Origin of the sequence: Prochlorococcus marinus CUG1415 (assembly GCF_017696015.1) — a bacterium.
GTDB lineage: Bacteria > Cyanobacteriota > Cyanobacteriia > PCC-6307 > Cyanobiaceae > Prochlorococcus_A > Prochlorococcus_A marinus_AE.
On record NZ_JAAORL010000002.1, the window covers coordinates 579,578 to 604,353 of the forward strand.

Genomic DNA, 24,776 nt, shown 5'->3' on the forward strand with positions numbered 1-24,776 from the left:
TTATTTTATAGAAATGATCGACTAGGGTATTTAAATTAAAATCAAAAAATAACCGAATTATAATCAATTTTCTAAAACTGTTTAACACAATGAAAGCAATATCTCTAATCAACCATTCCAAAGGAGCTATTGGGTTAAGGTTGTTTGGATTAGGTCCTAATCTAAAGCCGACCAATGGATTAAATAAGCTCAGAAAATTACTAGATAGTAACGCTTTCTGGGCAAAAAGCCGAACAATTAATGATCTAAAAAAATGTCTTGCCAATAGTGACGTTATAATAAGTCTCTGGGTTGGCAACGAAATAGTTGGTTTTGGTAGAGCTTTATCAGATGGGGTTTACCGTGGGGTTCTTTGGGATATAGTTATCGATCAAAGTCACCAAGGAAAAGGTTTTGGCACATTAATTGTAAAAAATCTTGTATCTTCTAAAAAAATTAAAAATACAAAGAAAATATATTTAATGACAACGAATAAAAAATTATTCTATTCTCAATTTGATTTTGAAGAAGTTACTACGCAAAATTTATTAATTCGTGAAATATAAAGTGCTTTTTCTATAGAAAATAAAATTAAGATAAAAATTTACTATAAAGCCATCTTATAAAAGGACCTAAAACAGGAAGAGGTCCAAAAGTGGGTCCACAAAAATCAAAATAATCTCTGTGCTCTTTTATTGATCCATTTTCGCCAAATAATAAACGAGTGGTTCCAGGGTAAATAAATTCTTTACCCATAATTTTTAAACCCATTGTCCATTCAACGAATCCCCAATTTCCACTGATGGCGATTGCATGCGTTTCTAAAAAAACATCATCACATCTTTTCACTAGCTTTTCTTGAGCTTTGATATAAGAATCCAAGCCCTCTGTTTCCTGGGTTGGGTCTATAAATATAACATTCTCATTATAAAATTCAGCCCATTTTTGTTTTGTTGGTGCATCTGCACCATAAGGTTTAGTAAATAATCCCCTTAAATCTTCTATAGAAATTACTCTTGTCATTACAAAATTATTGTTATGAATACACTAAAGGATACAAACATTAAAAGCGGATGAAGAGATTCGAACTCTCGACTTTCTCCTTGGCAAGGAGATGCTCTACCACTGAGCTACATCCGCACATTAACGTTATTTTATCTTAAAGAAGGTATCAATGATAGAAATAATTAATTTTTTCAACTAATTTAATTTTTGAATTAAAGAACCCATCTCAATTGCTTGTAAACCATAATTCCAACCAAGATTATTCTTAATACCTGCTCTTTCTAAAGCCTGCTGCATAGTATCAGTTGTTAAAACTCCAAAAATAATTGGAACATTATTCTCATTTGAAACTTGTGCGATACCTTTGCTAGCCTCGGATATGACTACATCATAGTGAGAAGTTTCACCACGGATAACCGCCCCAAGAGCAATGACAACGTCATAACTCTTTTTTTTCAGGAGAGTTTTTGCTGCAATTGGCAATTCAAATGAACCTGGTACCCAAACTATATCTACTTGATTACTTGATTCAGAAGTATCTAAACCATGTCTTTTTAGACAATCAAGACAACCAGAGAGAATTTTATTTGTTATCAAATCATTAAATCTTGCTATTACAATTCCTACTTTTAAAGTAGATGCATTAGTAAAAGAGCCCTCAAAAATAGCCATTAAATTTTACTTAGTTATATTAATAGACTCTCACGAAAAGGTATTCGGTTCAAACTAAATTAGCAATAACACCCTCAATCAATACTAAATGGAACCAAACTCCTCCAATTATTTCAACTTTCTTAATCTCTGGATTACGTCTATCAGATGGATCAGACTGTGTCATATAGAAATATGGTACTCCCACTACTGCTATTAATGATGCAAATAAAAGAGCATTTATGAAGAAAAAGTTTACTGCCTGCATGATTCAGTCTTGAATTTTTAATAATTATAAATACTATATTCTCACGAAAGTGATTTTTTTTGGAGAAAATTTACATACTTTTAGCTACTTTAAAATGCAAAAGCAAATTTTTTACCTAATATCAATTTAGGAATTTAAAAAGTATGCAAGAAGATACGATAATTCAAAAGAATTTATTTGCTATTGAAAATGAAAATAATGAGCAAAAAGCAATAACAAAAATTCCAGAAGATTTATCTTGGGAAGATTTAAAAAAAGAATCGCAAAAAAGACCTAGACAAAGAAAAAATTCAACTAATTTAATCAATAAATTCAAGACTGATTTAATTTCAAAGAACAAAAATGTTTGCATCAATGAAGAGTCTTATAGTTACAAAACAGTCTCAAAACTGAAATTAACTCCTGTAATGAAGCATTATGTAACTCTAAAAGAGGAAAATAAAGATAGGTTATTGCTGTATAGATTAGGAGATTTTTTTGAATGTTTTTTTGAGGACGCTGTATTAATATCTAACCTTTTAGAAATAACACTAACCAGTAAAGATGCTGGCAAAGAAATTGGTAAGATCCCGATGGCAGGGGTTCCTTACCATGCAATGGAAAGATACTGTGCTGATTTAATTAAAAAAAATTATTCTGTAGTTATATGCGATCAATTAGAAAAAAGTTCTGGCAGTTACGGGACTCCAATTAAAAGAGGAATAACAAGAATAATCACTCCTGGAACCGTCATTGAAGAGGGCATGTTAATAGCAAAACAAAATAATTGGATTACTGCTATTTACGTTTCAGAAGAAAAATCAAATGAATCTTATGAATGGGGTATATCAAAAGCTGATGTAAGCACAGGAGAATTAATCACTATGGAAGGTCAATCACTTTCTAAACTATTTGATGAAATTACTAAATTAGATTCTTCAGAAATCGTTGTAGGAAGCAATGATATAAGAAATTTATTAATTAAAGGAAATAGTCAAATCACATATACTGTTTCACAAGAGACTACGTTCGGCATTAATGAAGCAAATTATCTAATAAAAAAATATTTCCAAATTTTAAACCTAGAAGGAATAGGACTTAAAAATTTAAGCAATGCAACTAGATCACTTGGAGGTTTATTAAATTATTTAGAAAAAATTAATCCTTCAAATTTAGATAAGGATTCTTCTGTAAAAATCTCATTAGACTTTCCACAAATTCAATTTTGTCACAACAAACTAATTATTGATTATCAAACTCAAAAAAATTTAGAAATAAAAAATACACAACGAGAAAACAATTATGTAGGTTCACTACTATGGAGTATTGATAGAACGTATACCTGCATGGGTGCCAGGTGTTTAAGAAGATGGATAGATGCCCCTCTATTAAAGGTTAATGAAATTTATAAAAGACAAAATATAATTTCAAACTTTCTTGAATCGAAACAAGTACGTATAGATACCCAGAATTTACTCAGAGCAATGGGGGATTTAGAAAGGCTTGCAGGAAGAGCTTGCGCAGGTCATGCAAGTCCTAGAGACTTAATTGCAATAGCGGAAGGTTTAAAAAAATTGCCTAGACTAAAATCCATCATTGAATTATTTAAATATGAGCTACCAGATTGGACTGATCAATTAAAAAATATTGATGAAGAACTATTAGAATTAGCTGATACTATTAGTTTTCAACTAATAGAAAATCCTCCTCTTAATATAAGTGAAGGAGGCATCATCCACGATGGAGTTGACAATATATTAGACGGTTTACGAAATTTAATGGATGATTACTCTGAGTGGCTAAATAAGGAAGAAATAAAAGAGAGAAAAATGAGTAAAATTGCAAACCTTAAAATTCAATTTCATAAAAATTTTGGTTACTACATATCTATAAATAAGTCAAAAGTTAATTTAGCTCCACAACATTGGATCAAAAGGCAAACCCTTACTAATGAAGAAAGGTATGTTACTTCAGAAATTAAAAATAAAGAAAATAAAATTTTCCAAATAAAAAATCGAGCTTCATCAAGGGAATATGAAATTTTTTGCGAATTAAGAAATATTGTTGCTACAAAAACAAAGCAAATCAGATCAATTGCTAAATCTATAGCATCTCTTGATGCATTGCTTGGGTTATCAATTACTGCAGTAGAAAACAATTTTATAAAACCTGCTTTAATTCCAAACAATGATTCACTTACAAAAAATAGTACAAAAATTATTGCCGGAAGAAATCCAATAGTTGAGCAACTATTAAATGAAAAAAAGTTTATAGCGAATGATATTTATTTTAATGATAATCAGAAATTAATCATATTAACTGGTCCCAATGCAAGTGGGAAAAGTTGCTTTATAAGGCAAATTGGTTTAATACAAATCCTTGCACAGATTGGTAGCTTTGTCCCTGCAAATAAAGCTGAAATCAAGATTTCAGATAGGATTTTTACAAGAATTGGAGCAGTTGATGATCAATCCTCGGGACAATCAACATTTATGGTAGAAATGTCTGAAACTGCATCAATTCTAAATCAGGCAACTTCTAGCTCACTTGTATTACTTGATGAAATAGGTAGAGGGACCTCTACTTTTGATGGCCTTTCAATAGCTTGGTCGGTAAGTGAATATCTTGCAAAAAAAATTAAATGTAACACTATTTTTGCTACTCACTATCATGAACTAAATTATTTAAAAAATTCAAATAAGAATATAGAAAATTTTCAAGTTTTAGTAGAGCAAAATAACGATCAGCTGATTTTTACCCACAAGATTGAAAAAGGAGGTTCAAATAAAAGTTATGGAATAGAAGCAGCTAAATTAGCAGGAGTCCCAAGAGAAGTTATAGAAAAAGCTAAATCAGTTTTAACCTCTTTAGAAGAAAATAATAAAATTAATAATAATATTGATTAAATTGTTGAAATTTTTATAATATAAATACTTTTTAAATAGATTCCCTCAACAAAGCATTAACCGCAGCAGCTGCCATCGCAGCACCTCCTCTAGTTGAATTTAAAACGATTCTAGGCAGATCGGTGGAAAGCAATTTGTGTTTGCTTTTTTCTACGCCTATAAATCCAACTGGCATTCCAATAATTAAACTAGGTAAATCTTTTGCATTCTTTAAGATATCAATTAAATATGTTAAAGCCGTTGGCGAACTTCCAATTACTACAATAGGTGATTTCATGCCAGAATTTCTGACAGATAACTCCTTCCAACCTTCACTTAATCCATATGCAGTTTTAGTTAATTGGGAATGATTATTATCTTCAAACCACATTCTCGCAGAAAACACTTTATTCCTAGTAGTATTTTCTGCCATTGATTTTATAGCTGCTGCTGCCATATCGGTATCCGTTAATATTGGAGCACCCTTTTTTAGGGCCTTAAGTCCCTTTTCGCAAGCACCTTCACTAAATTCTATAAGATTTTGAACTGAAAAATCTCCTGAAGTATGAACTAATCTTTCTAAAACCTTTTTTTCCAAATAATTTAGATCATTAGCTCCTAAATGAGATCTTATAAATCTGATGCTTTCCAAAAAAATTGGATGATCAATTACCATTAAATTTAATTTGTGTTAAAAGTAATCATAGTTAATATATGATTTTTATTGAGCGATTATGCCAATACAAATATTATGGGGTAATGATCTAAATGCTCAAAATACATTTATTCAAAACTTAATTGATAAAGAGGTATCCAAAGAATGGAAAGAAATAAACGTAACTAATTTAAATGGAGATGATGATGAGCAAGTTAATAAAGCTTTTGATGAAGTGCTTACACCTCCTTTTGGAGCTGGATACAGAATAGTTGCATTGAAAAATAATCCAATTTTTACTTCAAAAAATGAGGATCTAAGAACTAAATTTGAAAAAATTCATGACAATATACCCCAAAATACTTATTTGATTTTACAAAATACAAAAAAACCAGACTCAAGACTTAAGAGTACTAAATTTTTACAAAAACTTATCAAAAATAATTTAGCCAAAGAAAAATCATTTTCTTTACCAGAAATCTGGGACTATGAGGGACAAAAAAGATTTTTAGAAGATGCAGCGAATGAAATGAATATCAAAATTGATAAAAATGCAGCTGAATTAATTATTGATTCTGTTGGGAATGATAGTTTTAAACTAATAAATGAATTAGCTAAAGCAAAAACATACCTTTCTGCAGTAGCAAGTAATTCAAATTCACAACTGTTTCTTAAAAGTATTGATGTAAAAAAAATATTTAGTGATCATCAATCCAACATTTTCAAAATCATTGATTTTCTCTTACAAAAAAATATTAATGAAAGCCTCATTGAAATAAATTATTCCTTACAGAAAGGAGAACCTGCTTTAAGACTAAATGCAGGTTTAATTAGTCAAATCAGAATTCATACCATTATAAAATTAGCAGTTAATTCAGGAAATGAAAATGCTGAAAAGATTTGTAATCTTGCAGGCATTTCTAATCAAAAAAGAATTTTTTTTATTCGAAGAAAAGTAAAAAATATATCGCAAGAATATTTAATTAATTTAATGAGTAAATTATTAGATATTGAAACATCCCTAAAACAAGGTCATAATCCTATAAATGTTTTTACCGAGAATTTAATTAATTTAAGTTAACCAAATTATAAGTTTAAAAATTTACATTATGATTTAAATATGGCTTTACTAGTAAAAAAATTTGGCGGTACTTCTGTCGGTGATATTAAAAAAATTCAAAATATTGCAAGTAGCATTTGTCAAAGTAAAGAAGTAGGAAACGAAATTGTCGTAGTTGTCTCTGCAATGGGGCAAACCACAGATGATTTAAATTGTTTAGCGGAATCAATTAGTAAAAATCCTAATCGAAGAGAATTGGATATGCTTCTCTCAACTGGAGAGCAAGTAACCATAGCTCTTCTCTCAATGGCATTAAACGAATACGGAATACCTGCAATTTCAATGACCGGTAGCCAGGTTGGAATTATTACAGAATCAATACATGGGAAAGCAAGAATTCTGGATATTAAAACAGAAAGAATCCACAATTATATAAATCAGGGTTTTGTAGTTGTAGTGGCTGGATTTCAAGGAACAACATTAAGTCATACGGGATCAATGGAAATTACAACTTTGGGTAGAGGTGGTTCAGATACCTCTGCAGTAGCTTTATCAACAGCTTTAGGAGCTGAAACTTGCGAAATTTATACAGACGTTCCAGGGGTTCTTACTACTGATCCAAGAATTGTTCCTAATGCAAAACTCTTAGATAAAATTAGCTGTGAGGAAATGCTTGAACTTGCAAGCGTCGGTGCTTCAGTTCTCCATCCAAGAGCAGTAGAAATTGCTCGCAATTATGGAATTAAATTGTGCGTCAAATCAAGCCACAGTGACTCACGTGGGACTCTCCTAGAAAGTCAAATCCAACCTCTCCCACTAAAAAGAGGAAGCTTAGAATTAACAAAAACGGTCAATAGTCTTGAAGTATTAGAAAACCAAGCAGTATTCAGTCTCTCGAATATTCCTGATAGGCCTGGGATTGCTGCACAAATATTTGAAAAACTATCAGAAGCAAGTATTAATGTAGATTTAATCATACAAGCGACAAATGATGGAAATAATAACGATATTACATTTACTGTTAGTGAATTAGAAGTTAAAAAAACTGCAGAACAATGTGAACTTATAACTAGTCAATTAGGAGGAAAATACAATCTAAAAACAAACATGACTAAATTGAGTATTCAAGGAGCAGGCATTATGGGTAGACCAAGTGTTTCAGCTGATTTATTTGATACTTTATCTCAAGCGAATATAAATGTCAGGTTAATAGCTACTAGTGAAATTAAAGTCAGCTGCGTAATTGAAATAAATAATATTCCAAAAGCTATTAGATTTGTTGCTGAGAAATTTAAGTTATCCGATACACAAATATTTGTTAATCCAATCAACGAAAAACAAGATCAACCTGAAGTAAGAGGAATTGCATTAGATAAAAACCAAGTTCAAATAAGTTTTCGAAAACTGCCTGATCGTCCAGGTGTAGCAGCATCGATATGTTTAGCATTAGCTGAAAATAATTTACTTTTCGATACGATCGTGCAGTCTGAAAGAATTTCCTCTTTAAAAACTAAGGATATTAGTCTTACAATGAATAAGCAAGATAGAGAAAAAGCTAACTTAGTTTTTGAGGCCCTAACAAAGAAATTACCTGGTTCATACATTGAAGATGGCCCTGCGATAGCCAAAGTAAGTACTGTTGGGGCAGGAATGGCATTTCAGGTTGGAACGGCTGGAAAAATATTTAGAGCACTGGCTGACCAAAATATCAATATTGAAATGATTGCCACTAGTGAAATTAGGACTTCATGTATTGTCTTAGAAAAAGATTGTGACAAAGCAGTTAATGCGATTCATAATCATTTCGAATTAGAGAAATAAGTTCTTTTTAGTAATTTCTTGCCAATTTTTGTCTTAATTTTTTGATTCTATCCCTCAAATTTGCTGCTTCTTCAAAATTTAACTCTTTTGCAGCATCTTTCATTTGAATTTCTAACTTTTCTATTAAGCCAGGCAATTCTTCGATTAAACATTGATTATCGCTAGCATTGAGAATTGCGTCAGTTTTGTTATTAACTATATTTATTAAATCTTTAGATAAACCACCAGCATCTAATTTTCTGGAAAGTTCTAGAAAAGATAATATTGAATTTTCTATTTTTTTACCTGCAGGTTTTGGAGTAATACCATTGACTTGGTTATATTTTTTTTGAATAGTTCTTCTTCTTTCAGTTTCAGATATTGCTCTTTTCATTGAATCTGTGAAGTTATCTGCATAAAGCAACGCAACACCTTCAACATGTCTTGCAGCTCTTCCTATTGTTTGAATCAATGACCTTTCTGCCCTAAGAAAACCTTCTTTATCAGCATCTAAAATGGCGACTAAGGATACTTCTGGAAGATCTAGTCCCTCTCTTAATAAATTAACTCCTACCAAAACATCATATTCGCCCATTCTAAGGTCTTGAATAATTTCAATTCTTTCAATTGAATGGATTTCGGAATGCAAATATCTAACTCTTACTTTATTTTCAGATAAAAAATCAGTTAGATCTTCAGCCATTCTCTTAGTAAGTGTTGTCACTAGCACTCTTTGATTCTTTTCAGCTCTAATTCTTATTTCAGATAATAGATCTTCTATTTGGCCCTCACTAGGTCTTACATCAATTAAAGGGTCTAATACCCCAGTTGGTCTAATAACTTGCTCAATAAATTCACCATCACATTGATCTAATTCCCATTGTCCGGGAGTTGCGCTTATAAATACTGTCTGTTTTGATTTTTCCCAAAACTCTTCACATTTTAAAGGTCTATTATCTGCAGCACTTGGCAATCTAAAACCATGATCTATTAAAACTTTTTTTCGAGATTGATCACCGTTGTACATCGCATGAAGTTGAGGACATGTTACATGACTCTCATCGACAACCAACAACCAATCTTTAGGAAAGTAATCTATTAAACATTCTGGAGGTGAACCTTCCTCCCTGCCTGATAAATGACGAGCATAATTCTCAACTCCATTACAATAACCAACCTCTTTAAGCATTTCTAAATCATATTTTGTGCGTTGTTCTAGACGTTGAGCCTCTAATAATTTTCCTTCGTATGTAAATTTATCGAGTTGTTTTTTTAATTCACTTCTGATTGCACTTATTGCACTTTCAAGTCTTTCTTTTGGAGTCACAAAATGCTTCGCTGGGTAAACGCTGACTTGTTCCAAACTTTCAAGTATTTCTCCCGTAGTAGGGTCAACATATCTAATAGCCTCGACTTCATCACCAAATAATTCGATTCTTATTAATCTATCTTCATAAGCTGGACCGATTTCTAAAACATCACCTTTGATTCTGAATCTACCTCTAGTAATTTCAATATCATTTCTAGTATATTGATTTTCAACGAGCGACCTCAAAGAAGAACGTAGATTTATTGATTTTCCAACTTCAAATTTAACTGCAGCTTTTAAATACTCACTTGGTATACCAAGACCATAAATACAACTTATTGAGGCTACAACAATTACATCTTTTCTCTCAAATAATGAGCGTGTTGCAGAATGCCTGAGCATATCTATTTCTTCATTAATTGAAGCAGTTTTGGCTATATACGTATCACTTACAGGGACATAAGCTTCAGGTTGATAATAATCGTAGTAAGAAATAAAGTACTCAACAGCATTTTTTGGAAAAAACTGCCTTAATTCATTACATAGTTGTGCAGCTAACGTTTTGTTATGAGCCAAAACAAGAGCTGGCCTTCCTGTTTGTTGGATTACATTTGCAATAGTAAATGTTTTACCAGTTCCAGTCGCTCCTAAAAGAGTCTGAAACTCTTTACCACTATTTACACCTTTAACTAATTTTTGAATAGCTTCTGGTTGATCTCCATTTGGTTCGTAAGGAGCCTGAAGCTTATAGTTGTTCATCAAGCTAGTAGCTAAAGGATATTGCTATATTAAGAAATTTTTTCTCCAATTATTGAATTTTTCAAAGATTCTTTTAAGCCCCTAACAACCGCAATCATTGATATTAAATCATCTAATTTATTAACTGCAGATCCAACGCCAACTGCTGATGCTCCCGAGGATATTGCTAGTGGACAAGTTACTTGGCTTAATCCAGAGGCACTCATGATTGGTATATTCAGAGATTGTTTCTTAAATTCTTGATGAATAGCATAGGTAGCTGCAAGAGTTGGTACTGATTTCTCAAAAAAGCCTTGAATTCCTGGAGAGTAAGGAGTAGAACTCGTACCACCTTCTGTTTGAATAATATCAACACCTTCTTCCACTAACTTCATAGCAAGATCAACTTGTTTATCAATTGGCATAGTATGAGGAACAGTTACTGATAAAGGAACATTAGGCAATAAATCCCTCGTCTCTTTAGTAATGTTTAAAACTTTTTCATCTGAAAAATTAATGCCTTTTTCATAAAAAGTATCATAATTTCCTATCTCAATTAATGATGCTCCTGCTTTTACAGAATCTTGAAACAATCTTGGCACTACTGAACTCACACATACGACTAATGAAGAATTCTTAAGTGCTAAATCAACGAGTTCAGGTTTACAAGCAATATCGACAAGATCAGCACCTCCTAATGAAGCAGCCTCAACAATTGTTTTCACAGATTCAACATCAAAATTATTCAATCCTGAAATAACTTTGAGTAAAGATTTACTTCTTAACTCTTCTTTAATTTTTTGTGGCAAAAGATTAATCAGACTCATTTACTTAATGAATTTATTACCTGATTGTGACATTGTTTTAGTAAAACAGTGCATTTTTTAAAAAATATTATCTGAGCAACACAAAATGTCTGATAGAGATTTAACTCAGAAAAATTGGTCATCATGGCATCATCTGCTTCATAAGGAGATTCTTAGCAAAAAAACATTAATTCCCAAAGGATCAAATATTTTAATCAGTGTTTCCGGGGGACAAGACTCCATGGCCTTATTAACCCTAATTGATGACCTAAAAAAAAATCATAGTTGGTCTATTAGTGTTTGGCATGGTGATCATCAGTGGCACGAAAAATCCTCACTATATGCTTTTGAATTAAAAAGTTATTGCAAAGATAAAAATATTTCATTCTATTTTGATAAGGCAAATAAAGAAGATATTTTTTCAGAAGAAAAAGCAAGAGAATGGAGATATAAAAAATTATGTGAAAGAGCCAAAACTTTATTAAACAAGAACCAGCCAAAAAACAATGTTTATTTATTAACTGGTCATACTAGTAGTGATAACGCAGAAACATTTATCCTAAATTTATCTCGAGGTAGCAATTTTGCAGGTCTCAGTAATATTGCAAGCAAAAAATTAATAGGAAATCAATTTTTTTTAATAAGGCCATTATTAATTTTTAGTAGAGAAGACACAAAAAAATTCTGTAATGATATGAATATCCCAGTCTGGGAAGACCCAACAAATTCAGATCTTAAATTAAAAAGAAATTTAGTAAGAAAAAAAATTATTCCTACATTAGAGGGCATCTATCCTGGTTGTTCAGAAAGGATAAATAATTTTTCCCAAAAAATGAGCAACTATAATAATGAACGGAATGATCTTAGTGAACTCGCATACTTATATTGTCAAGACGTGAAAGGTATCAAAAGGAGTCTCTTAAATAGTATGTGTATTGAAGCGCGGTGCACAATCTTAAATAGATTTTTAAAAGAAATATCTATAAAGCAATATAGTTCTAAAAATCTGGCAAAATTAGCAACTTCAATTTATGAAAAAAATAAAGGTCAAATTCACTTGCAAGAGTTTTTGAAAATTGTTTGGAATAAAAACTATGTAAATTTTGAAAAAAGTTAAGAGGTGACAGCAGATCTTCTTCTTCTTGTTCTACCTTCAAATGAATCTTCTTTAGCAGTATCAGCTGATGGATTCTGTGAAACTTTTGGACTTTTTTGGGTATTTTGCGTGTTATTTGAACTATTTGAATGATTATTGTTTGATTTCTTTTGGAAATTATGATTATTTCTATTTCTTTGAGAAAAATTTTGCTCTTCGGTAATCTTTGGAACATAAGCACGAGTTCCACTTGGGGCAGGTTGAACTAAACACAAAATAAGTGGCTCAACTTGTAACTCTCTTCTCATTCTTCTCGATAAGCCATGTTCAATTTCTCTTTGTACACCAATCCAATCTACTTCAAAATTATTCGGCCCAGTTTGTCTAGATAATTGTTTCCATCTATTTTCTAAGACCCAGCTAATTTCACGTTCTGTCCACATAGACATTTTTCTTGGTTCTGCAGTAGTGATAACTCCTCTTAAATTAACTCTGGGAGGCGCAACCATCTTCCCATCTGTACTAATAGGAGCTAAAACTGTTACCACACCATCCACAGCTAATTGCTGCCTTTCTTTTAAAACTCGAGCATCTACTATTCCATTACGTGAGTTATCAAGTAATTCAACTCCTGCTTTTACAGGATCACCTTTTTGAATAGAATTAGATGTCAACTCAACTACATCTCCATTTTCAATGATTAAGATGTTATCCTTTGGAACTCCCATAGTTTGTGCGCTCTTGCCATGACAAACAAGCATCCTATGTTCTCCATGAACTGGGACAAAAAACTTAGGTTTAGCGAGGGCCAACATTAACTTTTGATCCTCTTGAAAACCATGCCCAGAAACATGTATATTTTCTCCCTTGCCATAAACAACTTTTGCTCCAAGTTTCATTAATCTATCTATTGTATTAACCACAGAAATAGTATTGCCAGGAATTGGACTCGCTGAAAATATCACCGTATCAGTAGTCTTCAGACGGACATGCTGATGTTCACCACGAGATATTCTACTTAACGCTGCTAGGGGCTCTCCTTGACTTCCAGTCATTAATAGTAAAGTCTCTCTATCCGGTAAGTCTCTAATTTGTTTTATCGGAACAAAAAGATCATCAGGACATTTCATATAACCAATATCTCTCGCCTTAGCAATAACATTAATCATTGATCTACCTAACAAACCAACCTTTCTGCCATGTTTCATAGCTAGTTCCAAACACATTGTTACTCTATGGACAGAGCTTGCAAAAGTGGTAATAATTACGCGTTCTTTTGCTTCAGCAATATGTTTTTCTAAAGATGGATAAATAGTTTTTTCCGACGGACAAAAACCAGGGACTTCAGCATTAGTAGAGTCGCTAAACATACATAAAACACCTTTCTCCCCGTAATAAGCCATTCTCTCAATATCAAATTGCTCACCATCTATTGGCATATGATCAAATTTAAAATCGCCCGTGAAAATAATTGTTCCAACAGGAGTAGTAACTGCCAACGAAAAACTATCACAAATTGAATGTGTATTTCGAATAAATTCAACTGAAAAATGTTGGCCAACCTTAACCACATCCCTTGGATTCACAGTTTGTATAGTCGTTCTATCGGATACTCCTGCCTCCTCCATCTTTCCCCTCAGCATTGACATGGCTAGCCTAGGGCCATAAATAATTGGAATATTAAAATGCTTTAGATGATGAGAAATACCTCCAATATGATCTTCATGACCATGAGTTACAATCATACCTTTAATTCTTCTTTGATTTTCTCTTAAAAAAGTTGTATCAGGCATAACAACATTCACACCATGCATTCCATCAGATGGGAAAGCAAGACCAGCGTCAACAAGCATCAGTTCATCACCGTATTCAAAAACACAAGTGTTTTTTCCAATTTCATGTAATCCTCCAAGAGGTATTACTCTTAAAGCTGGGGAATTACTTTTAGATCTTGATGAAGCGTTGGTAGATCTATTTACAGTTGAATTGGTACTTAATTGCATAATTTTGAAATTTATGAAGGCCTGCTTGTAATCAAATAAGGTTTATTTAAATTTAATTATCAAGTTAAATATAATCCTTATTATAAGGATTTCAGGATAAAAGATAGTTGCTTTTTCATGTCCGCAGTTAATGGTGACAAAGGACTTCTTGGATTACCTACATTCCATCCAGACAGCTCTAAAGCAGCCTTTATTGGAATGGGATTAGTAGTCATAAAAAGTGCCTTAAAAAGAGGCTGAAGTTTTTCATGAATAGCAAGCGCATCGGATACTTTTCCACTTTGAAAGGATTCAATCATCTCTTTCAATTGCAAGCCAACTAAATGACTTGCAACACTTACAACTCCTACAGCACCCACAGATAACATTGGAAGCAACAATGAATCGTCGCCACTATATACAGAGAGTTCAGAGCCACAAATAGCTCGTAGTTCTGTTACTTCTTCTATTCTACCGCTTGCCGCTTTAATACTGAGAATATTGGAACAATCCATAAGTTTCTTCACAGTATCAGGTAATAAATTGCAACCTGTCCTTCCAGGTATGTTGTAAAGCATTATAGGCAAATCCTTTGCAGAATTAGCAATGAAACTGAAATGTTTATAAAGACCTTCTTGAGGTGGCTTATTGTAATATGGAACAACAACCAAAGCACCGTCAGCCCCAGATAAGTAGGCTTTTTGTGTAGCTTCTACAGCCTCGCTTGTACAATTACTACCAGTACCAACTATTACTTTACAGCTCGAATCCAAAGATCCTTTTACTGCAATAAACAAATCATGTTGTTCCTCCCATGAAAGGGTAGGGGATTCGCCAGTAGTACCACAAAGCACAATGCCATCAGAACCGTTCTCAAAAAGAAAATTTGAGAGTTTTATAGCTAGTTCATAATCTACATCTCCATTTTCAGTAAATGGAGTAACCATTGCAGTCAATATTCTTCCAAATAATGGATTAGTACACTTAGTTTTGTCTTTAATCATTTTTTTGGAATTAATAACTCAGCTATTTGAACAGCATTAAGAGCTGCTCCTTTTCTTATTTGATCTCCACATAACCATAATTCTAATCCATTAGGCTGACTGATATCAGTTCTTAACCTGCCAACAGCAACATTATCCCTTCCCATAACGTCATTTGGCATAGGAAATCTATTATTTTTGTAATCCTCAATAATTTCAATTCCAGGTGATTTTTTTAATTGTTCGAGAGCATCTTTAGGTCCAACTACATCAGCAAATTCAATATTTATAGCTTCAGAATGTGCTCTCAGTACTGGGACTCGAACACATGTAGCAGAAAGCTTTAAATCAGCAATATTTAATATTTTCCTCGTCTCATTAACCATTTTCATCTCTTCTTCGCAGTAATTATTAGCAAGCATGGGTGAATTATGTAAAAACAAATTAAAAGCCAGGGAGTATGGCAAAACTTCACTTTTTTGAAGATTACCCTGAAGATATTGTTCAGTTAAAAGTTTTAGTTCCTCCATCGCCAATTGGCCTGCACCACTTACAGATTGATATGTTGAGACAATAACTCTTTGAATAGTCGAAAGTTTATTTAACGGAGCTAAAACTAATGACAACAAAATGGTAGTGCAGTTTGGATTCGCTATTACTCCATCATGATTGAGTGCATCACTAGCATTAACTTCAGGAACTACAAGAGGTACGTTCTTATCTAATCTAAACGCACTGGAATTATCTATCAATAAAGCATTTTGCTCCATTATGGTAGACAACCATTTTTTTGAAATACTTCCACCCGCTGAAGCTAAAACTAAATCAAGATTTAGAAATTCTTCCTTAGTTGTTTTTTTTGTAACTAATTCTTCACCTTTCCAAATAATTTTTTTTCCTTCTGACCGCTCTGATGAAAGCAAGACCAATTCTGAAATTGGGAAATCACGTTGTTCAAGAATTTTGAGTAATTCAGATCCCACAGCACCTGAAGATCCTAAAACAGCAACTTTTAATGGCCTATTAGGCAAAAACGGAGATTTTCTCACACTTTGAAAATGATTTTTATGAATAGATTGACTATTTTTTTTACTTTATCAAAAAATTAACTTTCAAGGAAATCACATAATGTGAAATAATTAAGATTCGGTTTATAGTAATAATTACAAAAAACATGGCTAAAGAAGCATTAATAGTCAAAACAACTCCTCTGCCTCAAAGTAGAATTTCATTTGAATTAGAAATACCATCTGAGACATGCAAATCGTGTGTTAATGAGACAATCAGTACTATCAGTCGTTCGGCTAAAATTCCAGGATTTAGACTTGGTAAAATTCCTAAACAAGTTTTAATTCAAAGAATTGGCATCACACAATTACATGCTTCTGCTCTAGAAAAAATCATTGATAAATCATGGCAAGAAGCATTAAAAATAAAATCTATAGAGCCATTAAGTGAGCCAGAATTGGTAGATGGCTTTGAATCTTTACTTGCAAAATTTAGTCCTGACAAATCACTTAAGGTTACTCTTCAAACTGATATTGCCCCCGAATTAAAACTCAAAAAATCCAAAGGACTTAGTGTTGACATCTCAAAAACTAAGTTTGATCCTAAGTCAGTAGATGAAGCCCTAGAAAAATCTAGAAGTCAGTTTGCAAATATTATTCCAGTAACCAATAGAGCAGCCAAATTAGGGGATATTGCTGTAGTTAGTTTCAAAGGAAAATATAAAGATTCTGGTAAAGAGATTGATGGTGGGACAAGTGAATCAATGGATCTTGAGTTAGAAAAGAACAAAATGATTCCAGGTTTCGTTGAGGGAATCGTAAAGATGAAAATTGGCGATACTAAAACACTTAACCTTAAATTTCCTGAAGATTATTCTCATAAGGATTCAAGAGGCAAAGAGGCTATCTTTGAAGTAAATCTTAAGGATCTTAAGGAAAAAGAATTACCTGAACTTAATGACGATTTTGCAAAACAATCTGGCAACAAAGAATCATTAAAAGAGTTAAAGAAAGATATTGAAAAGCAACTTAAAGACAATTTTGAAAAAACTCAAAAAGATATCAAAATTGAAGCTTTATTAGATGCTTTAACAAACGAATTGGTTGCTGAAATTCCAAAATCTATGATTGATATAGAAGTAAGGAATAATATTGAACAAACCGCGCAAAGATTTGCTCAACAAGGTCTTGATGTGAAATCTACTTTCACTCCGGAATTAGTGAAGTCATTAGCAGAGTCAACAAGGCCTCAGGCTGAAAAAAATGTTCAAAGAAATTTAGCTCTAAAAGCATTAGCTGAAGAAGAAAACATAACAGTTGAAAAAGATGAAATTGATTTAAAAATGAAAGATTATGAAGATGCAATCTCTCAATCATCAAAACAAATAGATATTAAAAAATTAACAGAAGTAATAAGTAACGATTTACTCAAAGAAAAATTAATAATTTGGCTTGAAGAAAATTCCGAAGTAAAAGAAAAAACTACAAAAACTTCTAAAGCTACCAAAACAACAAAAGCTACAAAAACTGCGACCAAAACAACAAAAGCTACAAAAACTACGACAAAAACAACAAAAGCTACAAAAACTGCGACAAAAAAAACAAAAACTCAAAATAAAAAAGAAAAAAAATAATTTATAAAATTTCTAACTAATTACCCAAAAACCTCTTAAATTAACTAGTAGACGAATATTAATCTGTGAATTCAGAAAAAAAACATTTAATCCAAAGCTCAATAAGTTCTTACGAAAGCATTCATAAAACTAGTGCCGCTGTTCCTACGGTCATAGAACAATCTGGTAGAGGAGAAAGAGCTTTTGATATTTATTCAAGGCTATTAAGGGAAAGAATAATTTTTTTAGGTACTGGTATTAATGATCAAGTATCTGACTCTCTTGTTGCACAATTATTATTTCTTGAAGCTGAAGATCCCGAAAAAGACATCCAAATATATATCAACTCTCCTGGAGGCTCAGTAACAGCAGGAATGGCTATATACGATACTATGCAACAAATATCACCTGATGTAGTGACAATATGCTTTGGAGTGGCTGCAAGTATGGGTGCATTTCTACTTTCTGGGGGAACAAAGGGGAAAAGATTGGCTTTGCCTAATTCTAGGATAATGATTCATCAGCCTCTTGGAGGTGCACAAGGTCAAGCAGTAGAAATTGAAATACAAGCTAAAGAAATACTTTTTCTCAAGAAGACATTAAATTCACTTTTGGCAGAACATACTGGTCAACCTTTAAAAAAGATTAATGAAGATACGGAAAGAGATTACTTCTTATCTCCCTCAGAAGCAGTTGAATATGGATTAATCGATAAAGTTATCAAAAAGTGACAAGCGACAATTATATTTTAAGAAAATGATGACGAATCGATGTTTATAAGCAATCCTAGTAAATAGGTAATATTTAACTCCTTTACTTTAGAATTTATAATCGATGGCTAAATTCGACGCCCATCTTAAATGTTCATTTTGTGGGAAATCACAAGACCAAGTTAGAAAGCTCATAGCTGGTCCTGGGGTTTATATCTGTGATGAGTGCATAGATCTTTGTAATGAAATTCTCGACGAAGAACTACTTGATAATCAAGCGAACACAAACAACTCCCCGCAAGTCAAAAAGAAATTACCAACTGATAATCCCAAAAAATCTATTCCTTTAGAATTAAACTCAATTCCTAAACCATTAGAAATTAAAAGTTTTCTTGATAATCAAGTCGTTGGACAAGAATCTGCAAAGAAAATATTATCAGTGGCCGTATATAACCACTACAAAAGATTAGCTTGGAAAGTTAAAGAAGAAAGTAAAAATAGCAATGCAAAAGATTCACAAGCAACGAAATTACAGAAATCAAACATTTTACTCATCGGGCCAACTGGAAGCGGAAAAACATTATTAGCACAAACTTTAGCTGAGTTTCTAGATGTTCCTTTTGCAGTAGCTGATGCAACAACTTTGACAGAAGCTGGATATGTTGGAGAAGATGTTGAAAATATACTTTTAAGACTTCTACAAAAATCAGAAATGAATGTAGAGCTAGCTCAAAAAGGAATTATTTATATAGATGAAATAGATAAAATTGCCAGAAAAAGCGAGAATCCTTCAATTACTAGAGATGTCTCTGGTGAAGGAGTACAGCAAGCATTATTAAAAATGCTTGAAGGAACAATTGCTAATGTCCCACCGCAAGGAGGTAGAAAACACCCTTATCATGACTGCATCCAAATTGATACGAGTCAAATTTTATTTATTTGCGGGGGAGCTTTTATAGGGTTAGAGGATATTGTTCAAAAGCGTATGGGTAAAAACTCAATAGGATTTACCACTAATTCAGATCAAAATAAAATTAATACAAAAACAATAAAAGACCCAAGAGATTCCCTGAAAAATTTAGAGTTAGATGATTTAGTTAAGTATGGACTAATTCCAGAATTTATTGGAAGAATTCCTGTTTGTGCTGTATTAGATCGTCTGACTAAAGAAACTTTAGAATCTATTCTTACTCAACCAAGAGATGCATTAGTAAAGCAATTCAAAACTTTACTAAGTATGGATAATGTTGAATTAAAATTTGAGCCTGATTCTGTTGAAGCAATAGCGAATGAAGCATATAAAAGAAAAACAGGTGCAAGAGCATTAAGATCAATCATTGAGGAACTAATGCTAGACATAATGTACACTTTGCCTTCTGAAGAAAACGTAAAAGAATACACAATTACAAAAAAAATGGTAGATAATTTATTTTCATCCAAAATTGTTAAACTACCTTCAGGATCAACAAGAATCATTAAAGAGTCTGCTTAAAAAGTAGAGTTTAATTGTTACAATTTAAAACCTAATTGTTCTAATTAATGAAGAATAAATGCCTAATATACATAAGCCTTTTCATCAAAAATACAGACCAAACAAACTAGACGAACTGGTTGGCCAAAATTTTATATCTATTACTCTAAAACAATCAATATTAACAAAAAGAATTGCTCCTGCATATCTTTTTAATGGACCAAGAGGCACTGGAAAAACATCAAGCGCGAGAATATTTGCGAAATCTTTAAACTGCCAAGCATTCGAACAACCAACAATCAGTCCTTGTGGTAAATGTGACTTATGTAGACAAATTACAGATGGAAACGCTCTAGATATTATTGAGATTGATGCAGCATCAAATACTGGAGTTGAAAATATAAGAGAAATTATAGAACGAGCGAAATTTGCACCTACTCAAGCGAGATGGAAAGTATATGTTATTGATGAATGTCATATGTTATCAACAGCAGCTTCAAATGCTTTACTAAAAACTATTGAAGAACCGCCTTCCAGAGTTGTATTTATCCTTGCGACTACAAATCCAGAGAGAGTATTAAATACAATACAAAGTAGATGTCAGAAGTTTGATTTTAGAAGAATAAGCCCTCAAGACATTGTTCAACATTTATCAGAAATAGCAGAAAAAGAATCCATTAAGTATGAAGTGCAAGCATTAAAAATGATTGCAAAAAGATCTAATGGAGGAATGAGAGATGCACAAAGCCTCCTTGAACAACTTAATCTTCTACCAGACGGTATAACAATTAAAAATATTCAAGACTTGCTAGGAGAAGTATCAGAGATTGAATTAACAAATCTAATTAAATCATTAATTGATAATAATCCAGAGTCATTAATAATCACCTGCAACAAATTATATGATGCGGGGAACGAACCACATCAAATAATTATTGGATTATTGAACATAACAAGAGATTTACTACTCCACACTACAAATAATAAATATTCAGATCTTTATTATACGTCTGATGAATTTCAAGATGAATTGGATAAAATCTCTAAAACAATAAATAAAGCAACAATAATTCATTGGCATAATCATCTTAGAAATATTGAATATCAGATCAAAACAAGTGATAATCCAAGGCTTTGGTTTGAAATACATTTAACTGGTCTTCTAGGTAATCAAGAGATAAATAATTTTCAAAATAAACAAGAAAAGTCAAATAATGCGACTGAAGAGAAGCATGAAAGCATAAAAAACAAGAAAATAATTAATACAGAAAATATTTCTAATGAAATTCAAAAACCAAGCATCAAAGAGCATATAAGTGGCGAGGAATTGATTATAAAAAAAGACGAAAAATTAGAAGATCTTAAGGGTCATGGTAAAGAAATTCTGGGCAATATTTCTGATCATAGCCACAATGATCCTGGGCCAAATAGTTTAAAAGATCAATGGGAATTAATTCTTTCCAAATTAGAGTTACCATCCACAAGAATGTTACTTTCACAACAAGCCAACCTTGAAAGTTTTGATTCTGAGCAAATTACAATTGCATTATCTCCAAACTGGGCAAATATGATCAAAAGCAGAAAAGTTATAATTGAAAATACAGTAAAAAAAATATTTGGAGATCAAATAATACTTAATTTTTCTACCAAACAATTAACCAAAGATAACCAAACAAACTCACCAGATAAACCCAAAAATGAATTAAAGAATCTGAAACCAATACAAGAAATAAAATCAAAAACTAATTTTGCAACAAAAAGATCTAAAGAGGAAACTTATGATGATAGTTCACAAAATTTAGCAAAGTTTTTTAATGGAGAAATTATAGAACTCAATGAATAAATTAAACTCCAGTATGCAGAGTTTTTCGCCAAAGAATCTTTTTTGGGAAAATAGACATTTTTATTGTTACCCAAGGGATTACTAGAAACCAATGTGATAAATAAAAAACCGATACAAATATCATCAAAAAATTTCCTTTGAGCAATACAGGAACTTCGCTTTTGCAAGAAGAACCGTACCAAAAAGCAATTCCAGATAACATAAAAGCTATGAATGAAATAGGCCAGAAAACTGGTGAATCTAATAAAGCGATACTGAGAATTAAATCAAAAATAGAAACGATTGGCAGTGCATATTGCAAGATGAAGAAATAAGTTAAATCAAATTTCTGCAAATAATCAATTTTATTCGAAACTAATTGATCCCCATAATCAAAGAATCTTTGCAAGCCGCCCTCTGCCCATCTTTGCCTTTGTGCTAATAAAGCATTGAAATTCTCAACTGCTTCTTCCATGACTGGAGGATCCCATAAGATTCCAATCCTTGATTTGGATAATAATAATCTTAAACTTAAATCCAGATCATCCGTAACTGTGTCTTCATTAAAGGAACCGCATGCCAACAATGTATCTTTTTTAATTAATTGACCATTTCCCCTTAATTCAGAGACTCCAGCAACTGATAACCTGCCATATTGAAAGATTGCGTCCATAGCCATCTCCATTGACTGACAGGAAGTTAAAAAATTCCTACCTACATTTGTTACTGATTTTCTTAATTGAACCGCAGACCAATCTCCCTCTTCTACAAAACTAAATAACCTTATCAAAGAATCGTTTTTTAGTTGAGCATCAGCATCCAAAACTAACAACCATTCACCGTGAGTAAACTTCAACGCATAATTTAAAGCTCCTGATTTCCCGCCTCCTGCGTTTGGAGAACGACTTACTACTTTTAGCTTGTCAAATTGTCTGGATAATCGATCTAAAATTAAAGGCGTTTTATCTGAACTGCCATCATCGATTATGTAAATATTTAATTTATTTCTTGGATAATCTAAATTAAATAACCTTTCCACTAATCTTGCGATAACATTTTCTTCATCTCTAGCTGCGACTAAAATATCAAGCACAGGTAACTCTTTATTACCAGCTCGAATGCTCATAGTATTTGAAACTTTGTTCCTTTTGAAATTTCTAGAAATAACTAATAAACCGTAAAAAGCAATCACGAAAGAAAGAGTCAATATAAAGTAAAATAACCATCGGATATTGTAAACATGAGGAATAAAAGCTACTAAAAAGCAAGCAGTAAGAAATATAAACGACTTCAATCTTCGATTTTTATAAAAACCCTTACTCATAAAAGTAACTTGCTAATTATTTAATTCTCATTGAGACAATATCTCAATTTTTTCAAGTTTTGCACCTCGATAGTAATGATTCAATATTTGTTCATAAGAGGATCCTAATTCAGCCATTTCAATTGCTCCTGACTGTGATAAACCTACACCATGACCGAAGCCTCCTCCTCTCAAAAGCCATAAATCATCACTTAATTTATTAATAGTAAATAAATTACTAGGTATAAAACTCAATACCCGTCGAATATCATCTTTAACTAAAACAATAGATTTATTAATTTTGGTCGTCCGTATTTCTAATTTTGTCACTCTGCCACTTGCACCTCTTTCAATAGCATTTAACTCCAAAACATGTTCATTAATATTTATAAGTTTGTTTTTAATTAACTTGTCTTTAATTTTAAGACTAGAAATTTTCTTATTCCAGCGAAAAAGAGAGTGATTACTCCCATAAAACTGTTCTGTAGCAAAATCTAAAAAATTATTTAATTCAGACTCACTTAGAATTGGAAGTTTAAAAATTTTATTGAATGATTCAGAACAATCTATGAAGGAATTAAAGTAAGAATAATCCTGCATTTGCCAAGACTCGCCCGCTGTAGCAGATACTCCACCATTAGAACCATGATAAAAAGCATTTATTGGTTGATTTTCATATGTGAGAATTAAATTTGAAGTTGCGTCTATAGCCTTTTGTACTTTTTCATTTGTAATTTTAGGGGGCTTGTATACTTGGCATTGAGTGCTTATACATAAATGATATTTATCCATATGAAATCTATGAGAATTAAAAATTCCCCAAGTTCTTGCAATAACTGCTTGTGCCTTGAGTGCTTCTAGAGGAGAACTTGGTCCAATTTCGTGTGGCAACACACCTTTCAAATAATCATCAAACTTAATTTCTTGAATTAATGTCCAAGTTCCATATGAATCTTGTATTAAATAAAAATTTTTGCCAAAATTAACATTATTTATTTTTATTTCCTCATCAGCATAAATATGAATAGGTCCTTCGAGTTGCATAAAACTATAATCGCTAGTAAGAAAAGGGGTAATTTGAATATTTTTTATTTTGCTAAAAATCTTATATTGCAATTCCAAATCTGGCAGATCATCTTCAAATGGAATCCATACCTCCCAATTTTCAGGGTAAGCAACAGTAGTCTCAAACCCTTTATCTTTTAGTTGATCTGCTTGCTTTTTTGCTGATTCATAGCTTGCAAAAGGGCCAAAAACAATTCTTTCAATTTTTTTTGGATTTTTGATGGGTGTGTCCCTCCAAGCAATATTAATCTGTTTTGATTTATGTTTGATACCGTTTGAAGACTGCAAGTTTAAAAAACCTTTATCAGTTATAAAATTGATATTCTTTCTCTCAGAAAAACTATCATTTTCCCCGCCAAGATATTGCCTTAAACCAATTAAAAATTTTCCTTTTTTAATGGCTGTATTAAGTTCAACCTTTAGAGATTCTTCTGCAACGACAGAAGAACAAAATTTAGTGTTAATTATTAAAAGCGAAATACAGCCAAAAAATAAATTTAAAAAAATAAATTTACGTTTCATAAGTAGCAACTTCCTTATCAATTAAAAACTTTAATTTGCACCAATGCATATAAAGGTTTAGATTATC

20 protein-coding genes and 1 tRNA gene are annotated in these 24,776 nt (G+C 32.0%); 9 read left to right on the top strand and 12 right to left on the bottom strand.

Translation table 11 applies throughout. The features are described 5' to 3' along the window. Positions 1–89 precede the first annotated feature (89 nt). A complete protein-coding gene (locus HA143_RS09305) occupies positions 90–545 on the top strand; it encodes a GNAT family N-acetyltransferase (RefSeq protein WP_209086426.1) in 456 nt (151 codons plus the stop codon). A gap of 25 nt (positions 546–570) precedes the next feature. Here the strand turns inward: HA143_RS09305 and HA143_RS09310 are convergent, their stop codons facing one another. From HA143_RS09310 to psbZ, 4 genes are all read right to left on the bottom strand, one after another. Next, a complete protein-coding gene (locus HA143_RS09310) occupies positions 571–1,002 on the bottom strand; it encodes a nuclear transport factor 2 family protein (RefSeq protein ID WP_209086428.1) in 432 nt (143 codons plus the stop codon). Positions 1,003–1,047: 45 nt separating this feature from the next. Continuing rightward, positions 1,048–1,119: transfer RNA gene (locus HA143_RS09315), tRNA-Gly, on the bottom strand. Between the two features lie 60 nt (positions 1,120–1,179). Next, positions 1,180–1,656: a 6,7-dimethyl-8-ribityllumazine synthase gene (gene ribH / locus HA143_RS09320; RefSeq protein ID WP_209086430.1), complete on the bottom strand. Its 477-nt coding sequence runs from the start codon at positions 1,654–1,656 to the stop codon at positions 1,180–1,182. Positions 1,657–1,705: 49 nt separating this feature from the next. Beyond that, positions 1,706–1,903 (bottom strand): photosystem II reaction center protein PsbZ, encoded by a 198-nt coding sequence (psbZ, locus tag HA143_RS09325; protein ID WP_011377278.1) that lies wholly within the window; start codon positions 1,901–1,903, stop codon positions 1,706–1,708. Between the two features lie 143 nt (positions 1,904–2,046). Here psbZ and mutS point away from each other — a divergent pair, with 143 nt between their 5' ends. Next, the gene (mutS, locus tag HA143_RS09330; RefSeq protein WP_209086433.1) at positions 2,047–4,788 is read left to right on the top strand and encodes a DNA mismatch repair protein MutS; all 2,742 of its coding nucleotides are present in this window, start codon (positions 2,047–2,049) and stop codon (positions 4,786–4,788) included. 31 nt (positions 4,789–4,819) lie between these two features. Here the strand turns inward: mutS and HA143_RS09335 are convergent, their stop codons facing one another. Then, positions 4,820–5,443, bottom strand: a complete 624-nt coding sequence (locus tag HA143_RS09335; protein WP_209086436.1) for a precorrin-8X methylmutase — start codon at positions 5,441–5,443, stop codon at positions 4,820–4,822. Between the two features lie 58 nt (positions 5,444–5,501). On the opposite strand from HA143_RS09335, the gene holA reads away from it, so the two are divergent. Then, positions 5,502–6,503, top strand: a complete 1,002-nt coding sequence (holA, locus tag HA143_RS09340) for a DNA polymerase III subunit delta (protein ID WP_209086440.1) — start codon at positions 5,502–5,504, stop codon at positions 6,501–6,503. A gap of 39 nt (positions 6,504–6,542) precedes the next feature. Beyond that, the gene (locus HA143_RS09345) at positions 6,543–8,303 is read left to right on the top strand and encodes an aspartate kinase (RefSeq protein ID WP_209086443.1); all 1,761 of its coding nucleotides are present in this window, start codon (positions 6,543–6,545) and stop codon (positions 8,301–8,303) included. Positions 8,304–8,310: 7 nt separating this feature from the next. Here HA143_RS09345 and uvrB read toward each other — a convergent pair whose 3' ends face one another. Beyond that, positions 8,311–10,350, bottom strand: coding sequence for an excinuclease ABC subunit UvrB (gene uvrB, locus HA143_RS09350; RefSeq protein WP_209086446.1), 2,040 nt, complete (start codon positions 10,348–10,350; stop codon positions 8,311–8,313). Positions 10,351–10,379: 29 nt separating this feature from the next. Then, positions 10,380–11,156 (bottom strand): DUF561 domain-containing protein, encoded by a 777-nt coding sequence (locus tag HA143_RS09355; protein WP_209086449.1) that lies wholly within the window; start codon positions 11,154–11,156, stop codon positions 10,380–10,382. An 85-nt stretch (positions 11,157–11,241) separates the two neighbouring features. Between HA143_RS09355 and tilS the strand changes: the two genes are divergently transcribed. Continuing rightward, on the top strand, positions 11,242–12,252 hold the full coding sequence (tilS, locus tag HA143_RS09360; RefSeq protein WP_209086452.1) for a tRNA lysidine(34) synthetase TilS: 1,011 nt from the start codon (positions 11,242–11,244) through the stop codon (positions 12,250–12,252). On the opposite strand, the gene HA143_RS09365 is transcribed toward tilS, so the two are convergent. From HA143_RS09365 to HA143_RS09375, 3 genes are all read right to left on the bottom strand, one after another. After that, positions 12,249–14,234 (bottom strand): ribonuclease J, encoded by a 1,986-nt coding sequence (locus tag HA143_RS09365; protein ID WP_209086455.1) that lies wholly within the window; start codon positions 14,232–14,234, stop codon positions 12,249–12,251. The two genes, tilS and HA143_RS09365, sit on opposite strands and share 4 nt — an antisense overlap. A gap of 80 nt (positions 14,235–14,314) precedes the next feature. Further along, positions 14,315–15,217, bottom strand: a complete 903-nt coding sequence (dapA, locus tag HA143_RS09370) for a 4-hydroxy-tetrahydrodipicolinate synthase (RefSeq protein ID WP_209086458.1) — start codon at positions 15,215–15,217, stop codon at positions 14,315–14,317. After that, entirely contained in the window at positions 15,214–16,245 is a 1,032-nt protein-coding gene (locus HA143_RS09375; protein WP_209086460.1) for an aspartate-semialdehyde dehydrogenase, read from the bottom strand. Before HA143_RS09375 ends, dapA begins: the two co-directional genes overlap by 4 nt. A gap of 125 nt (positions 16,246–16,370) precedes the next feature. Here HA143_RS09375 and tig point away from each other — a divergent pair, with 125 nt between their 5' ends. The 4 genes from tig to HA143_RS09395 all read left to right on the top strand — a co-directional run bounded on the left by tig (position 16,371) and on the right by HA143_RS09395 (position 21,840). Next, complete coding sequence (tig, locus tag HA143_RS09380; protein ID WP_209086462.1) at positions 16,371–17,837, top strand: trigger factor; 1,467 nt, start codon at positions 16,371–16,373, stop codon at positions 17,835–17,837. 65 nt (positions 17,838–17,902) lie between these two features. Continuing rightward, positions 17,903–18,547, top strand: a complete 645-nt coding sequence (gene clpP, locus HA143_RS09385) for an ATP-dependent Clp endopeptidase proteolytic subunit ClpP (RefSeq protein ID WP_348534783.1) — start codon at positions 17,903–17,905, stop codon at positions 18,545–18,547. A 103-nt stretch (positions 18,548–18,650) separates the two neighbouring features. After that, positions 18,651–20,018, top strand: a complete 1,368-nt coding sequence (clpX, locus tag HA143_RS09390; protein ID WP_209086464.1) for an ATP-dependent protease ATP-binding subunit ClpX — start codon at positions 18,651–18,653, stop codon at positions 20,016–20,018. Between the two features lie 58 nt (positions 20,019–20,076). Next, a complete protein-coding gene (locus tag HA143_RS09395; RefSeq protein WP_209086466.1) occupies positions 20,077–21,840 on the top strand; it encodes a DNA polymerase III subunit gamma/tau in 1,764 nt (587 codons plus the stop codon). 1 nt (position 21,841) lies between these two features. Here the strand turns inward: HA143_RS09395 and HA143_RS09400 are convergent, their stop codons facing one another. Together HA143_RS09400 and HA143_RS09405 are read right to left on the bottom strand one after the other, a co-directional pair. Continuing rightward, positions 21,842–23,143 carry a glycosyltransferase gene (locus tag HA143_RS09400; protein WP_209086469.1) on the bottom strand — a complete coding sequence of 434 codons (1,302 nt, stop codon included), beginning with the start codon at positions 23,141–23,143 and terminating at the stop codon, positions 21,842–21,844. 27 nt (positions 23,144–23,170) lie between these two features. Further along, positions 23,171–24,709 (bottom strand): SpoIID/LytB domain-containing protein, encoded by a 1,539-nt coding sequence (locus tag HA143_RS09405; RefSeq protein WP_209086472.1) that lies wholly within the window; start codon positions 24,707–24,709, stop codon positions 23,171–23,173. Between the last annotated feature and the right edge of the window lie 67 nt (positions 24,710–24,776).